Origin of the sequence: Psychrobacter sp. NG254 (assembly GCF_015277735.1) — a bacterium.
In the GTDB taxonomy this organism is placed as follows: domain Bacteria; phylum Pseudomonadota; class Gammaproteobacteria; order Pseudomonadales; family Moraxellaceae; genus Psychrobacter.
Map to the genome: position 1 here is coordinate 569,624 of NZ_JADHDA010000002.1, position 15,424 is coordinate 585,047.

Genomic DNA, 15,424 nt, shown 5'->3' on the forward strand with positions numbered 1-15,424 from the left:
ATTGTCCCACTGTATAGCAGACTGACTCTATTAATCTAAATGCTGCTTAAAGCCGCGTTGCTTATCACGTTCCCAATCACGGTCTTTCAAGGTTTTACGTTTGTCATGCTGCTTTTTACCCAGTGCTAGGCCAATTTGGCATTTCACCAGTGAGTTTTTCCAGTAGCAAGACAATGGCACACAAGCATAGCCTTTTTGATTGATTGCGCCAGATAGCTTTTCGATTTCACGACGATTAAGCAGTAACTTACGGGTACGAATGCTGTCTGGGCTGACATGCGTCGAGCTGGATAACAGCGGCTGAATGTGCGCACCAAACAAGAAAGCTTCGTTATTACGAAATATCACATAAGCTTCGGTAATCGTCATTTTACCCGCACGAATGGCTTTTACTTCCCAGCCTTGTAGGGCAAGACCTGCCTCAAATGACTCTTCAATAAAGTATTCGTGACGTGCCTTTTTATTGGCACAAATCTGATTATCTGGTTTTTTTGATTTTTTTGACATAATTTCTCCATAAGAATCGCTAAAAGCGCAGCGTCCTTATCTAACTGATCCTACTGATTCCTCATCCTCAGCCAATCAATAACATGGTTTTTATCTAAACCATAAGCGGGATGAGTCGAACTGACTATTGTATCAAAGCCTTTGAGCAAAAGGTAAATCCGCTGTTAGGACAAATGTAGCAGATAAGTATTAAGTTTGAGTAAAATTTGCTAGCATATGGCCTACTATTATCGACGATATCAGCCACGCTATGAGCCACTCTATTTCTGCTACTTCCTCAAAACTACACACCAAAATCTTATATCCTGGGACTTTTGACCCCATTACCAATGGTCATGTGGATCTGGTCACACGCGCCACCAAGTTATTTGATGAGGTGGTGATTGCGGTTGCTTCAGGACATCACAAAAAACCTCTGTTTAATTTTGAGGAGCGTGTAGCCTTGGTCGAAACGGTGTTTGCCGATTTACCGCAAGTATCTGTCATTGGGTTTGAAGGGCTGCTGGTTGACTTTATGCGTGAAAAAAACGCGACGGCGGTGCTACGCGGATTACGAGCGATGTCAGATTTTGAGTATGAGTTTCAGTTGGCCAATATGAATCGTGAGCTGGATGAGAATTTTGAAGCGGTGTTTTTGACCCCGTCTCAGAATTATTCATTTATCTCGTCCACGATGATTCGTGAAATTGCCAAACTTGGTGGCGACGTCAGTAAATTCGTTCCCCCTTGCGTGTTGCAGGCATTTGATAAAAAACTAAACACTCAGTAGATAAAATGTTTGCTGGCTAGCCTTGTTAAAAGTAGGGCGCGATGCCAGTTATGTCTATTATTTACCATACTACTATGCCCAATACGAGCAACAATATAAGGAGCAGATCATGGCGCTATTAATCACTGATGAGTGCATCAACTGTGACGTCTGCGAGCCTGCCTGCCCAAATGAGGCAATCTCAGAAGGGGATGATATTTATGTTATCGACCCTGATTTATGTACCGAATGCGTCGGACATTTTGATGAGCCACAATGCGTGGTGATTTGTCCCGTTGACTGTATTCCACATGACCCTGATCATGTCGAGACGCAAAGCGACTTGTTGTCTAAATATAAGCGCATCACAGGTCAGTAATTTCAGCACAGGCAAGTGTTGATGTTTGATATGCATTAGGAACTATAAAATGACGACAGCTACTGCTCAATCGACTAGCGATTTTGATCATCAACACCTCTGGCATCCCTATGCTAGCTTGCCACCCACTTATCCAAATATCGTTATTGATCGTGCCGAAGGTATTTATATCATTACCGAAGACGGCACACGTCTGATCGATGGTATGTCGTCATGGTGGGCGAGCGTTCATGGCTATAACCATCCTGTACTTAACGCCGCTATCACTGAACAATTGGGTAAAATGGCGCATGTGATGTTTGGTGGTTTGACCCATCAGCCTGCTATCGATTTGGGCAAAAAGCTGCTCTCTATTGTACCTGCTGGAATTGATGCGATTTTTTATGCGGACAGTGGCAGTATCGCAGTAGAAGTAGCATTGAAAATGGCGCTGCAATATCAAGTAGCTGCCAAGCTGCCAACCAAGCAGCAGTTTGCCTCTACGCATTCTGGTTATTACGGTGATACCTGGCATGCGATGAGTGTTTGTGATCCTATTAATGGTATGCATAGCCTGTATGGTAAGCAGTTACCAACGCAACACTTTGTCCCAGCACCACCGCTAGGGTTTGAGCGGGCTTTAACAGAACCTGATCGCGTTGCCCTCACAGCATTTTTTGATGAGCACAGCGATAAGCTGGCAGGTTTTATTATTGAGCCAATTATTCAGGGCGCAGGCGGCATGCGTTTTTATAGTCCTGAGTATCTGCAACTGCTGCGTCAACTGTGTGATGAGCATGATGTGCTATTGATTGCTGACGAAATTGCTACTGGTTTTGGTCGTAGCGGTAAGTTATTTGCGTGTGAGCATGCAGCTATCAGCCCAGACATTATGACGATTGGAAAGGCGTTGACGGGCGGCTATATGACCTTTTCCGCAACGCTATGTACCCGAAAAATTGCCGATACTATTCATAATAGTGACTATCCGGCATTGATGCATGGCCCAACCTTTATGGGCAATCCACTGGCCTGTGCGGTTGCGTGTGCCTCGATTAATTTGATTATGTCTTATGATATTGAAGCGCGTACTGCCAATATGCAACGCACGATGGAGCTGCAGCTAGCACCAGCCGCCTTATTAGAAGGTGTTGCTGAAGTACGTTGCTTGGGTGCAGTCGCCGTCATTGAATTACATGACACTGTTGATATGACCATTTTTCAGGCTTTGTTGATTGAGAATGGTATCTGGGTCAGACCATTTGGCAAATTAGTGTATATCATGCCACCTTATATTATCACCAGTACTGAGCTTGTGACTTTATGCCAATCGTTACTACATGTAGTGACAGTCTATCTGGCGCAAGCTTCGAATATTGAAGTTTAATAATAAAACCCTGTTTTATATGCCAGTCAATTTTTTATAAGGTGAGCTATGAGTGTGTTATTTGTCTCAGGTATCGATACCGATATCGGTAAAACCTATGCTACTGGGCTGCTTGCCAAAGCGCTTATGCAGCAAGGTGTAAGAGTCATCACTCAAAAGTTGGTGCAAACTGGCATCAGTATTGATCCAAGTACTGGCGAGATGGGGATTGCTGAAGATATCATTATGCATCGTCAACTAATGGACATTCCACTACAGCGATGTGACCTTGATTTTACCACTTGCGCTCATCGCTATGAGAAGCCTGCATCACCGCACTTAGCCACTCGATTATCGGGGGAAGTATTAGATCCTGAACTGATTACTAATGCCACCAAACGATTGCAAGCTAAGTACGACTTGGTATTACTAGAAGGTGCTGGTGGATTACTGGTACCAATAACGGAGCAGTTATTAATTTTAGATTATATTGCTATTCAAGGTTATCCAATTGTTTTGGTCACTTCTGGTCGTTTAGGTAGTATCAATCATACTTTGCTCAGTCTAGAGGCAATATCGTCGCGCGGATTGCAGGTTCATAGTGTGATTTATAATCATATCCACGATAATACTGCTCAGACAGATGAAGAGATAGCCACTAGTACAATAAAATTTTTGCAAAGCTATCTCAAAAGCAACTATCCAAAGACACATTGGCTACAGCTACCCAGTTTGAAAAATACAATATATGCCACTGATAATCTGTTAAAAGATCGCCATTTAAGCTTACCAATAGACTTTATTTAACCTATTTGTGCTGATGCTAAAAATAAATCCAAAAGACGTTCGCACTCTGCCATAAGTTTGTTATACTAGCGCGCTTGGTAGACTAGGCAATCGCCGCTGCACACTGGCAACAGACATGCAGGGGAGGAAAGTCCGGGCTACATAGGGCAGCGTGCCAGCTAACGGCTGGGCAGGGTAACTTGACGACCAGTGCAGCAGAGAGTAGACCGCCTTTGGCTTATATGAGTATCGCAAGATATTCATGTCATCGGTAAGGGTGAAAGGGTGCGGTAAGAGCGCACCGCGTGGCTGGCAACAGTTCACGGCATGGTAAACTCCACGCGTAGCAAGACCAAATAGGCATCGGCATGGCGCGGCCCGCGTTCGATGCGGGTAGGTTGCTTGAGCGTATGAGCGATTGTACGCCTAGAGGAATGATTGTCCACGACAGAACCCGGCTTATCGGTTTACCAAACCTTTTTTAATGGCCTAATGTGTATTAGAAGTAAAACTATTTTTTAATAGCGATATTTTTAATATTAGGTCAAGTTTTTTGGAAAAAGTGCTTATTAGGGGTTGACGATAGTCATCTGCTTAGGCATAATAGCCAACCTAAAATGGCGATGTAGCTCAGCTGGTTAGAGCGCATGACTCATAATCGTGAGGTCAAGAGTTCAAGTCTCTTCATCGCCACCATTTATAGATACTTTAATTAGTATCAACTAAAAAACCAATCTATCGAGATTGGTTTTTTTTCGCCTAAAAATTGACTCAATGATAAACAAATTGCAGCAATTACTTACACATTTCTTACTAAATCATAGCCTTATCTGTTTAGCTACAGATTAATTCTTGTAACTTATGTCGCGCTTACTTATCATAGGGGCTGTTTTCGGTAAAGTCCTGTAACGCCATGTCTGTTCAACTACCTCCTTATCGTCCTATCAAGCACCGCAGTGGCCTAAAAGTCATGGGTGCCGCCTTTCATGCACTGCTTATGCGTGAACTACAGACTCGCTTTGGCGGTTACCGTTTGGGCTATCTTTGGGCACCGCTAGAAATTATATTCCAAATGCTTATATTTCTAGTGATTTTCGGAGTGATTATTGAGCGTGCATTGCCAGGAATGAGTTTTCCATTATTTCTAGTTGCAGGAATGGTCCCTTTCAGAATGTTCCAAACTATTGCAACTAGATCATTAGGGGCAGTAGAAGCCAATCAAGGGCTTTTAATGTATCGTTCAATTAAACACATTGACGTCATTATTGCTAGATCAGCTTTAGAACTGATTATTTATTTCATAACATTTATTATATTGCTGATTGGGCTGGCTTTTTTTAACGATTATGCTAGTTTAGAGAATTTTCATATCGTATTATTTTGCTGGATAACGCTTTTTATGTTCAGCTTCGGTGTCGCGTTGATTATGATGATTATTGGTTATTATGGTGGCGAAATCAATAAGGTAATTTCGATACTTTTTACTATATTGTATTTTACGTCAGGCATCATTTATCCTATTCATGTTATTCCAGAACCATATTTCAGCTATTTACTTTATAATCCTTTTATTCATAATATCGAGCTGATAAGACACGCTTTGGCACCTAATTATCCTGCCTACCATATTGATATGAGTTACTTTTTAAAATGGACCATTGCAGTAAATTTCTTGGGTTTATTGATGTACAAAGCAGTAGAGAGAGATTTAATACGTTCCAAATAAATCATCAAGCGTAATATCAGTTTTAACTTAGGACAATCAAATGATTGAAATTAGAAATGTTTCTAAGTCATTTATGACCAAACAAGGTCGACATTACTTATTCAAAGATTTGAATTTGACCATTGGTGACAAGCAAAGTGTGGGTTTGTTAGGGCGTAATGGAGCGGGTAAATCTACCCTGTTACGTATTATATGTGGACTTGATAAGCCCGATAGCGGAGAGATTCTCACTAATTCGACTATTTCTTGGCCGGTAGGCGTTGCAGGTGGTTTTCAGGGCAGTTTGACCGGACGTCAAAACGTACGTTTTGTTTGCCGCCTTTATTCTAGTGGTCCTTACATCGACGAGAAAATTCGTTTTGTCGAAGAGTTCGCTGATATTGGTAATTATTTTGATATGCCAGTGAAAAGCTACTCATCAGGTATGAAAGCGCGATTAACCTTTGGGTTAAGTTTGGCTTTTGATTTTGATTATTATATGCTTGATGAAGCGGGTGCCGTTGGGGACGCGGCTTTTCGTAAACGTAGTGAAGAGATTCTAGCCGCCCGGCGTGCACAAGCAGGGTTTCTAATCGTGTCGCATAATATTGGTGATATCAAAAGAAACTGTGATATTGGTATTGTATTAATGGATCAAACAGCACACGTCTTTGACGATACAACAGAAGCGATTGAGGTTTATGAAAAGCATATCCACAAAGCAAAAAAGTAAGATAATTAACTTCTCGCTGTTTATCGGCTTGGTGCTCATTCCTTGGGCGCTCGTTATCTTTTACGTCATGACATTGGCTCACCCACGCTTTATCTCGACTGCTGATGTGGTGGTGAAGCAAGTCAGTGATGCAAGCGTACCTTCTGGTGGCGGGCTATCGGCGCTACTAGGTGTCAATAGTACCAGTAAAGAAGACGCCACCTATTTGACGGAATATATTCTTTCAAATGACATGGTAAAGCGCCTCGATAGTAAATTTAAATTTCGTGATGCCTATTATGTCGATGGTTCAGACCCTATCTATGAAATCGCTCCTGATGCGACGCAAGAAGATCTACTTGAGTACTTCAAAAAACGTGTTCATATTGATCTTGATGAACAAAGTTATGTGCTGTCAGTCTCAACCGAAGGTTTTGATTCAAAGTACGCGTTTGAGCTGAACAAAGCCATCTTAGGTGAGTCTGAGCGTTTTGTGAACCGCATTTCACAAGAAGTGGCACGTGATCAATTGGCGTTCGCAGAAACTCAGTTAGATGAGTCACAAGAGCGTTTAAACGATGCCAAAGAGCAGTTACTAAACTATCAAAACGACAATGAGATTTATGATCCACAAGCCAATGCTCAGATCGTCAATCAATTGATTGGCAGCTTGCAGGCACAGTTGAGCTCACTACGTACCGAAGAGCGTCAATTGCTCAGTTATCTGAATCCAGATGCGCCGCAAGTGGTGTCGCTCAGAAGCCAAATAAAAGCAGTCGAAGAGCAAATCACGCAAGAGCAAACCAAACTAACGTCACCAAATACTACCAAATTAAACCGCCAAGCGGTACAGTTTGAAACCATCAAGGCGGATGTTGATTTTGCCACTGAGCTATATAAGCTGTCTTTGTCATCGCTTGAAAAGTCACGATTGGAAGCCTTTAAGAAAATGAAGAACTTGATTGTGATCTCAACCCCATATGAGGCTGAAGATGCAACCTATCCTCGTCAAGCATATCTTATTTGGACATCATTGGCACTGCTGTTGATGCTATACGGTTTTGTGCGCCTCGTGATGGCAGTAGTCCGTGATCACCGCAGCTAGATTTGATCAAGCCAGTTTCGACAAACCAGACATCAGTAATGATCGATAGATCAGTAAAGGAATATAACGCATGAATACGAAACCACGCTCTATCGTGATAATGATAAGTTTGGCCATGGCTACGATTAGTATGTCTGCTGTAGCAGCGACCAGTTATGCCGATCAAATATCAGGTTCGGGTTTTGGCACTAGCAGCAATAATATGAGTCAAGACCAGAACCGCAGCAATATCAATGTATCAACGCAAGCGTTTGCAGGCGGCGTACCCGGACAGGCAACCACACAAGAGGCCGTCAATGCAGCCAGCCTTCCGAGTCAGTCAGTCATTAACACCACGCGTCCTTACCAAGACATCAACACTCAGGATATGATGTTTGGTGAGCAGCTATTTCGAGGGGCATTTTCAACGACGTCAGGCTCTACCTTTAATGATGGTTATGTGATTAATCCTGGCGACAACGTTCAGGTCAGAATGTGGGGTGCCTATCAGTACGCTGCGACGATGACGGTTGATCCGCAAGGCAATATTTTCTTGCCAAACGTGGGCCCAGTACGTATCTCTGGTGTCCAAAACGGCAATCTACAAAACGTTGTCAAAAGCGCGGTCAATCGTATCTATCGCTCAAACGTTGGTGTCTATGCGTCACTAGAGCAGGCGCAACCAGTGAAAGTATTTGTCACAGGCTTTGTCAAACAGCCTGGTTACTATGGCGGTTTGGCTGCTGATTCTGTATTGTCTTATTTGGACCGTGCAGGCGGCGTTGACCCAACACGCGGTAGTTATATCGACATTCAAATCAAGCGTAACGGTCAAATGCTACAGCAGGTCAATCTTTATGATTTTCTATTAGCGGGTAAGTTGCAGGCATTCTCGTTTCGTGATGGTGATGTGATTACGGTCGCACCGCAAAAGAAAACGTTTGAAGTAGGCGGAGAAGTTCAAAACGAATATACCTTTGAATTTGACGTGAACGATTTGACCATTGGTGACGTATTACAAGTCGCCAGCCCTGCGGCAAATGCAACTAACGTGAGTATTACACGCAGTGCAGGACGCGCACAAACAGCAGAATATTATTCACTCACTGAAGCACGAAACGTTCCTGTCTATAATGGTGATCAGATGGTTGTGACCTCAGATCGATATGCGGGCACCATCGCCGTACAAGTCAAAGGTGCGCACACAGGTAATGGCGCAATGGTGGTGCCATATGGTGCGCGCCTTAAAGACATCGTTCCACAGCTGCAACCAAGTCCACTGGCAAAATTGACGCATTTGACCATTTATCGTCAGTCCGTTGCTGAACAACAAAAACGTATGATTAATGAGTCGCTTGATCGCCTAGAAGAGTTAACACTTGCTACGCAGTCAACCACACGTGAGGAAGCCGCGCTACGTCAGGATGATGCTGCTCTGGTTAAAGAGTTTGTGGCTAAAGCACGTAAAGTGCAGACCGATGGCCAAATCGTCGTCGTACCAAATTCTTGGCAAGATATTATCTTACAACAAGGTGATATCATTGAAATACCAGCGCAAACCTCTGTTATTACTGTCAATGGTCAAGTACGCGCACAAGGTGCGTTGACATTCAACCCAGATTATACGGTGGGTGATTATGTTGCCAATTCTGGTGGTTTCTCTGACAACGCAGATGTCAAAGATATCCTGATTATTCATCAAAATGGTGCCAGCCAAGTGGTTAATACCGCTTACCGTATCCAGCAAGGTGATGAGATCATGATACTGCCAAAAGTCAAAACCAAGCGTGTAGAGATTGCTCGTGGTTTGTCTCAGATTGTGTATCAGTTAGCCATCGCTGCCAAAGTAGTGCTAGATTTATAAGCATTGATTAGCCGAGATAAAAGATTGCTGGTGACGGTTTCAAAAACAGGCCACTGTAAAGTAGCCTGTTTTTGAAACCGTCACCAGCAAACAATGTACCAGTAAACAACGTACCATAAAAAAAGCACCACCAATACAAGGCATTAAAAATGGTAAAAAAAGTAGCAAATGAAGACAAGGTATTGGCTTTACCTACCTCTGATAATGCGCTGCTTTTGATACCAGACCAGTATACGCCACCAAAAAATCTGGCGGTTATTGGTAAAGGGATACGCCGTAACAACTTGCTACTACCTCAAGCATTACAAGCCAATATTCAACGCTGGTATCCGTGGTCAGGTTTGCAGCAACGCTTGGTTAATCGTAACCGAGCATTGCTGTCTGTATTGCCACTATCGAAAACAAGGTATATGAGCGCCAATAATGAATCTGAATCATTACGACCCGACGCATTTATGGGTTGGGGACACAAAAAAAGCTATCAACGCGCTGAAAAAGCAGCTAAAGGTCAAAACCTGACTGCTTTGAGTATTGAAGATGGCTTTTTGCGGTCACTAGATTCAGGTGTTGATAGTCGTCATGGCTTGAGTGTGGTGGTTGATGATATTGGCATCTATTTTGATATGACCAGTAGCTCACGCCTTGAGCAGTTAATCATCACGCGAACCAAGGTTGATAGCACCTCTGAAAAGCATCAGTTAGATAAGCAACATGCGCAGCAATTGATGGCACGTATCTGTACAGAAAAGCTGAGCAAATATAATTCAGTGATATTGTGTCCATTATTAGATGAGCTGATTGATACAGAACATACAGGTGTCAAAAATACCGCGTCAAAAACTCATGTCTTATTGATTGATCAAGTACTGGGTGATGCCTCCATCAAAGGGGCTGGTGCGAACAAACGTCAATTTAAGCAAATGTTAAAGACCGCGTGCCGACAGCATTCTAATGCTAATATTTGGATTAAGGCACACCCTGCTTCAACATCAGGATATCTCACCAGCTTATCGTTACCAAAAAACGTGAGACTATTGTCTCAAGCACTTAATCCTATTGAACTGCTATCGCAAGTCAATGATGTCTATACCGTCAGCTCGCACATGGGTTTTGAAGCCTTAATGCTAGGCAAGACAGTGCATTGCTTTGGCGTCAGTTGGTATAGTGGTTGGGGGCTGACTGATGATAGCGGCGCACCAAAAAACCTCTTAAAAGCCGTTCAGCAACGTCGTAAAGCGTTTGCCAATGAACTATTTAAAGATAAAAACTGTTCAAACTCCGCTTTATTCCCTAAAGCGGTTGGTCAAAAGCTCGATACGACGTTAGAGACATTATTTTGTAGCGCATATATTGATTATAGCCGCTATGCAGACCCAGCGACGAAGCAACCTTGTGATATCAATACCGCCATTGATTGGCTAGTGACCAACCGATACTGGCAATCGCGGCTTGAAGGTAGCCTGACGGTGTATGAATTCAGTCGATGGAAGCTGCCCTTTGTTAAGGCATTTACGAATTTGCCACGTACGACGCTATTTATCAAACCAAAACCGCGACTAAAAAACCTGCTGCATCCAGACCATTTTCGTGTGGATTATCAACAGCCTCTACTCGTATGGGGCTTGGCCAAACGCCAAAAATTACAATCAAAGCGTCAGAATAAGCTTGTTGAGCAATCTTCAAATATTCCTGCCATATACTGTATGGAAGATGGATTTATCCGCTCAAATGGTTTGGGCGCAACATTATTGGCACCCTTGTCTGTCGTGATAGACACCCAAGGCATCTATTATGATGCCACTCAGCCTTCAGATTTAGAGACATTACTACGTGATTGTCATCCGCTAAGTCCACAGCAGCATGTGCGCGTACAAAAGCTTCGAGAAAAATTACTCACTCAGCGGGTGAGTAAATATAATGTTGGGGGTAATATTGGTAGTGCGAAAGCCAATGCCAGTAAAAATATTAGTGGCCAGCATGCTTCATGGATGCAAGAGGCAAAGGACTCTAGAAAGACTCGTGTTCTGATTATCGGTCAAGTAGAAGATGATTTATCAGTACAATATTGCGGCTCAACCATCAAGACAAATAGTGGCTTGATTGAACGTGTACAGCAGGATAACCCGCATGCTTATCTTATTTATAAGCCGCATCCTGATGTAGAAGCAGGACTGCGCGCTGGCAAAGTAACAGGAGCTTGTCTTCAGCAAGTGCAAGCGGTCGCCTATGATACGGCGATGCCTGATTGTCTAGAGTGGGTTGATGAAATACACACCATCAGCTCGCTGACAGGTTTTGAAGCACTGCTTCGCGGCTTACGAGTCACGTGCTATGGCTTACCATTCTATGCAGGGTGGGGCTTAACCACTGATATGGATACACAGTTTCAGCCCAAGGCAGAGTATTTAGCCAGACGTAAGCGCGCGACACCGTTGTCTCTTGAGCAGTTACTATATGGAGCATTGATATGCTATCCGTTATATCGCTTGCCTGATGGCTATGGACTTGCACAAGTAGAGCAAGTGATTGACTACTTGTACCCGACTCAAGAGTTACATCAATCAATAGATAGCCAATCAGTCAAAGGCCAAAATTTAGAGTCTGAAGCGGGAGTATCTGGTAGTGTTACTGATTCAGCTCAATCATCCGTCTCATCAAAACCAAGTGTGGGCACGCAACTAAAGCAACGATTGACCACCGCTTTTATGCAGCAGCGCCATCAATGGCAACAGCGCTTACGTAAGTGACCTTGCTAGCTTGCGTTAAATTTACCGAATAAATCCTATGAGACAAGCATTAGGTTTTTCGGTATAATTATTTGTCCTTTATATAACTTTTATTTTTCAATCAATGGTAACCCGATACTATGGCAGCTTCGATGTCTCACTTGCTAACTCATCGACACGTCTTGCTGCTACAAGGAAAGATGGGCGGATTTTTTAATCGTTTCTCTGAATTTTTGCAAACCCAAGGCATTAAAGTCAGTAAAATTAATTTTAATGCGGGGGATGCTTTTTTCTATCATCATGCTGATACCTATGAGTATACGGGCACGCTGGCTCAATTCTCATCTTGGTTACAGGCTTTGATAGAAGAAAATAGCATCGACGCGATTGTTTGTTTTGGGGACTGTCGTCCACATCATACGCAAGCAGCAGGTGTCAGCGAAAAAAGAGGCACCTCATTCTTCGTGTTTGAGGAAGGGTATTTGCGCCCCGATTATATTACCTTGCAAGAGTATGGTATCAATGGCTATTCGCGCTTAAATACTGCGGATATTAAAGCGCTTAACAAAGCCAATGATAAGCCTTTATACACACACAATCGTTTTTATCGATTGAGTATCGCGGCTGTTGTTTACTATGTGATTGCATGGCTTTATAAAGGCCGTTATCCACACTACTCTCATTATCGAGGCATGACCGCATGGCAAGAAGCCATTGCTTGGCTCAAAGCACCTTGGCGTAAGTTTCGAGATTATCTGCCTGACAAACGATTACAAAATAAGCTAACCAAGCAAGAAAGTAATAATTACTTTCTAATCAGTTTGCAAGTGCATAACGATTCACAGATTACGCATCATAGTGATTATCGTGATGTAGTGCAGTTTATCGATGAGTCGATTGCCAGTTTTGCCACGTGTGCTGAGCGTGAGCAGTTATTGGTATTCAAGCACCATCCGCTCGATCGTGGTCATCGAGATTATCGAGAGTTAGTCTCTAGTCTGGCTGAGCGTTATGACGTGAGCCACCGGGTCTTTTATGGTTGTGATATGCACTTGCCAACTTTGATGAAACATAGTATTGGCATGGTCACTATCAATAGCACCACAGGTCTACAGTCGGTCTATCATAAAAAACCAACGAAGGTTATGGGCCGTGCTATCTACGACATTCCTAAACTGACGGATCAAAAATCATTGGATGATTTCTGGCAGCATCCCAAGAGCCCAGATAACGAGTTTTATTTGAGATTTCGTGAGTATCTGATAGAGCAAACTCAGATCAATGGTGCTTTTTATGGTCGGTCTCCTTGGATGTATAAGTATCTGTCTCAAGCTGAAGACAAGACTATAAAAACAGAACTTTCTAAAACCCCTCCTCATCAGTAGCTGATAAGCACCATACTGTCTAAATTTGTGGTTTGTCGGTTGATTGGCTCACCTGTAAGGTAAATCACATCTCTGCTAACAAAATCGCCTTACTTTGCAGTAGAAAACTGCTAGAATGCTCTTTTATGTCTGCGCATAAGCGTTAGCATTCTTAGCCGTGTATTCGAGACCGTTATATTCATAAAATTGACTCGGTTGATGGTTTGGTTTTTACACTACCTAAGTATACTATCGACTACCTCTGACAGTATTCAGTTTTATTATTCTATCACCCTTAATTTAGTAGGCGCTTTGTGACTGCATTAGCCAATATTCGTAACTTTTCAATCATTGCCCACATTGATCATGGTAAGTCGACGCTTGCCGATCGTTTCATTCAAATGTGCGGCGCCTTGCAAGATCGCGAGATGCAGGCGCAAGTGCTCGACTCGATGGATATTGAGCGTGAGCGCGGTATCACCATCAAGGCACAGTCGGTAACGTTGTTTTATGATCATCCAAATGGTGAGCGTTATCAGCTGAACTTTATTGACACACCCGGCCACGTCGATTTTTCATATGAAGTATCTCGTTCCTTAGCGGCTTGCGAAGGGGCATTGTTGGTTGTTGATGCAGCTCAAGGCGTGGAAGCACAATCAGTTGCCAACTGTTATACCGCAGTGGATCAAGGCCTAGAAGTGATGGCGGTCTTAAATAAGATTGATCTACCTCAAGTAGAGCCTGAGCGTGTTATCCAAGAAATTGAAGACATTATTGGCATTGATGCAGTAGATGCACCAAGAGTATCGGCCAAATCAGGGCTAGGGGTTGATAAGCTATTAGAAGCGTTGGTTGCATTTATTCCAGCGCCAACTGGTGACCGCGAAGCACCGCTGCAAGCGCTGATCATTGACTCATGGTTTGATAACTATCTGGGCGTGGTGTCATTGGTACGTGTGCGTGAAGGCACCATACGCAAAGGTGACAAGCTCTATATTAAGTCAACTCAAGAAGCACATTTGGTCGGTTCAATAGGTGTGTTCACACCGAAGCCTCTAGATACGGGTGTTTTGGAAGCAGGTGAAGTTGGCTTTATTATTGCTGGTATTAAAGATATTGCGGGCGCTCCCGTTGGTGATACGATTACGCATGCCAAAACGCCTGACGTCGACCGTATTCCTGGATTTAAACAAGTGACGCCGCAAGTCTACGCAGGTATGTTCCCTGTAGATTCTACCGACTTTGAAAAGTTTCGTGAAGCGTTGCAAAAGTTGCAAATTAACGATGCCTCGTTGTTCTTTGAGCCGGATACCTCAGATGCACTTGGTTTTGGTTTCCGTTGTGGCTTCTTGGGTATGCTGCACATGGAGATTATCCAAGAGCGTTTAGAGCGTGAATATGATCTGGATTTGATCACTACCGCGCCTTCTGTGATCTATGAAATTGAGAAAAAGAACGGTGACGTTATCTATGTTGATAACCCATCTAGGTTGCCAGAGCCGAATAATATTGAAGAGTTCCGTGAGCCGATCGCCCGCTGTCAGATTTTAGTACCCCAAGATTACTTGGGCAATGTCATGACGCTATGTATTGAGCGTCGCGGCGTACAGGTCGATATGCGTTTTATGGGTCGCCAAGTTCAGCTGATCTTCGATATTCCGATGGGCGAGGTGGTCATGGATTTCTTCGATCGTCTAAAGTCAGTTTCACGCGGATTTGCATCACTGGATTATAATTTTGAGCGTTACCAAGTCGATAAACTGGTCAAAGTGGATGTACTGATCAACGGCGAAAAAGTTGATGCTTTGGCTATGATTGTGCACGAAACCCAATCACGCTACCGTGGTAATGCGCTAGTGACTAAGATGAAAGAGCTGATTCCACGTCAAATGTTTGATGTCGCGATTCAAGCGGCTATTGGTGGTCAGATTATTGGTCGTAGTACGGTCAAAGCCATGCGTAAAGATGTACTAGCTAAGTGCTATGGCGGCGATGTCTCACGTAAGAAAAAGCTACTATCTAAGCAGAAAGCCGGTAAAAAACGCATGAAGCAAGTGGGTAATGTGGAAATACCACAAGAAGCCTTCTTGGCTGTACTGCAAGTAGAATAAGCAATAACCCGTTATTACTCATGCAAAAGTAATAACGGTAAATACGATAGTGTATATATAGCAACCGTCAAAGCAGCTCGTTAATAGGCAATT

The 15,424-nt window shown here is 43.2% G+C and carries 12 protein-coding genes, 1 tRNA gene and 1 other RNA gene; 13 read left to right on the forward strand and 1 reads right to left on the reverse strand.

What is annotated here, in order from left to right; all coding sequences use genetic code 11:
* Window positions 1-30 precede the first annotated feature (30 nt).
* On the reverse strand, window positions 31-507 hold the full coding sequence (gene smpB, locus IP510_RS05015; protein WP_194363663.1) for an SsrA-binding protein SmpB: 477 nt from the start codon (window positions 505-507) through the stop codon (window positions 31-33).
* 250 nt (window positions 508-757) lie between these two features.
* Between smpB and coaD the strand changes: the two genes are divergently transcribed.
* From coaD to lepA, 13 genes are all read left to right on the forward strand, one after another.
* Window positions 758-1,276: a pantetheine-phosphate adenylyltransferase gene (gene coaD, locus IP510_RS05020; protein WP_194363664.1), complete on the forward strand. Its 519-nt coding sequence runs from the start codon at window positions 758-760 to the stop codon at window positions 1,274-1,276.
* Window positions 1,277-1,385: 109 nt separating this feature from the next.
* Entirely contained in the window at window positions 1,386-1,634 is a 249-nt protein-coding gene (locus IP510_RS05025) for a YfhL family 4Fe-4S dicluster ferredoxin (protein ID WP_194363665.1), read from the forward strand.
* Window positions 1,635-1,683: 49 nt separating this feature from the next.
* Window positions 1,684-3,000, forward strand: coding sequence for an adenosylmethionine--8-amino-7-oxononanoate transaminase (gene bioA / locus IP510_RS05030; protein ID WP_194363666.1), 1,317 nt, complete (start codon window positions 1,684-1,686; stop codon window positions 2,998-3,000).
* A 48-nt stretch (window positions 3,001-3,048) separates the two neighbouring features.
* On the forward strand, window positions 3,049-3,786 hold the full coding sequence (gene bioD / locus IP510_RS05035; RefSeq protein WP_194363667.1) for a dethiobiotin synthase: 738 nt from the start codon (window positions 3,049-3,051) through the stop codon (window positions 3,784-3,786).
* Window positions 3,787-3,860: 74 nt separating this feature from the next.
* Window positions 3,861-4,243, forward strand: an RNA gene (gene rnpB, locus IP510_RS05040) — RNase P RNA component class A.
* 141 nt (window positions 4,244-4,384) lie between these two features.
* Window positions 4,385-4,461 (forward strand) — tRNA-Met (locus IP510_RS05045).
* A gap of 217 nt (window positions 4,462-4,678) precedes the next feature.
* Complete coding sequence (locus IP510_RS05050) at window positions 4,679-5,491, forward strand: ABC transporter permease (protein WP_194363668.1); 813 nt, start codon at window positions 4,679-4,681, stop codon at window positions 5,489-5,491.
* A 40-nt stretch (window positions 5,492-5,531) separates the two neighbouring features.
* Complete coding sequence (locus IP510_RS05055; RefSeq protein ID WP_194363669.1) at window positions 5,532-6,203, forward strand: ABC transporter ATP-binding protein; 672 nt, start codon at window positions 5,532-5,534, stop codon at window positions 6,201-6,203.
* Window positions 6,172-7,287 carry a capsule biosynthesis protein gene (locus tag IP510_RS05060; protein WP_194363670.1) on the forward strand — a complete coding sequence of 372 codons (1,116 nt, stop codon included), beginning with the start codon at window positions 6,172-6,174 and terminating at the stop codon, window positions 7,285-7,287. Before IP510_RS05055 ends, IP510_RS05060 begins: the two co-directional genes overlap by 32 nt.
* A gap of 70 nt (window positions 7,288-7,357) precedes the next feature.
* Window positions 7,358-9,130, forward strand: a complete 1,773-nt coding sequence (locus IP510_RS05065) for a polysaccharide biosynthesis/export family protein (protein WP_194363671.1) — start codon at window positions 7,358-7,360, stop codon at window positions 9,128-9,130.
* A gap of 149 nt (window positions 9,131-9,279) precedes the next feature.
* Window positions 9,280-11,877: a capsular polysaccharide biosynthesis protein gene (locus IP510_RS05070; protein ID WP_194363672.1), complete on the forward strand. Its 2,598-nt coding sequence runs from the start codon at window positions 9,280-9,282 to the stop codon at window positions 11,875-11,877.
* A 131-nt stretch (window positions 11,878-12,008) separates the two neighbouring features.
* Window positions 12,009-13,241: a capsule biosynthesis protein gene (locus tag IP510_RS05075; protein WP_227669479.1), complete on the forward strand. Its 1,233-nt coding sequence runs from the start codon at window positions 12,009-12,011 to the stop codon at window positions 13,239-13,241.
* 293 nt (window positions 13,242-13,534) lie between these two features.
* Complete coding sequence (gene lepA / locus IP510_RS05080) at window positions 13,535-15,331, forward strand: translation elongation factor 4 (RefSeq protein WP_194363674.1); 1,797 nt, start codon at window positions 13,535-13,537, stop codon at window positions 15,329-15,331.
* The last annotated feature ends 93 nt before the right edge of the window (window positions 15,332-15,424 follow it).

Coding starts and splice junctions, on each gene's coding strand:
- IP510_RS05050 (WP_194363668.1), top strand. CDS start 4,679: ATGTCTGTTCAACTACCTCCTTATCGTCCTATCAAGCACCGCAGTGGC.
- IP510_RS05065 (WP_194363671.1), top strand. CDS start 7,358: ATGAATACGAAACCACGCTCTATCGTGATAATGATAAGTTTGGCCATG.
- coaD (WP_194363664.1), top strand. CDS start 758: ATGAGCCACTCTATTTCTGCTACTTCCTCAAAACTACACACCAAAATC.
- IP510_RS05070 (WP_194363672.1), top strand. CDS start 9,280: ATGGTAAAAAAAGTAGCAAATGAAGACAAGGTATTGGCTTTACCTACC.
- smpB (WP_194363663.1), bottom strand. CDS start 507: ATGTCAAAAAAATCAAAAAAACCAGATAATCAGATTTGTGCCAATAAA.
- IP510_RS05025 (WP_194363665.1), top strand. CDS start 1,386: ATGGCGCTATTAATCACTGATGAGTGCATCAACTGTGACGTCTGCGAG.
- IP510_RS05060 (WP_194363670.1), top strand. CDS start 6,172: ATGAAAAGCATATCCACAAAGCAAAAAAGTAAGATAATTAACTTCTCG.
- bioD (WP_194363667.1), top strand. CDS start 3,049: ATGAGTGTGTTATTTGTCTCAGGTATCGATACCGATATCGGTAAAACC.
- bioA (WP_194363666.1), top strand. CDS start 1,684: ATGACGACAGCTACTGCTCAATCGACTAGCGATTTTGATCATCAACAC.
- IP510_RS05055 (WP_194363669.1), top strand. CDS start 5,532: ATGATTGAAATTAGAAATGTTTCTAAGTCATTTATGACCAAACAAGGT.
- IP510_RS05075 (WP_227669479.1), top strand. CDS start 12,009: ATGTCTCACTTGCTAACTCATCGACACGTCTTGCTGCTACAAGGAAAG.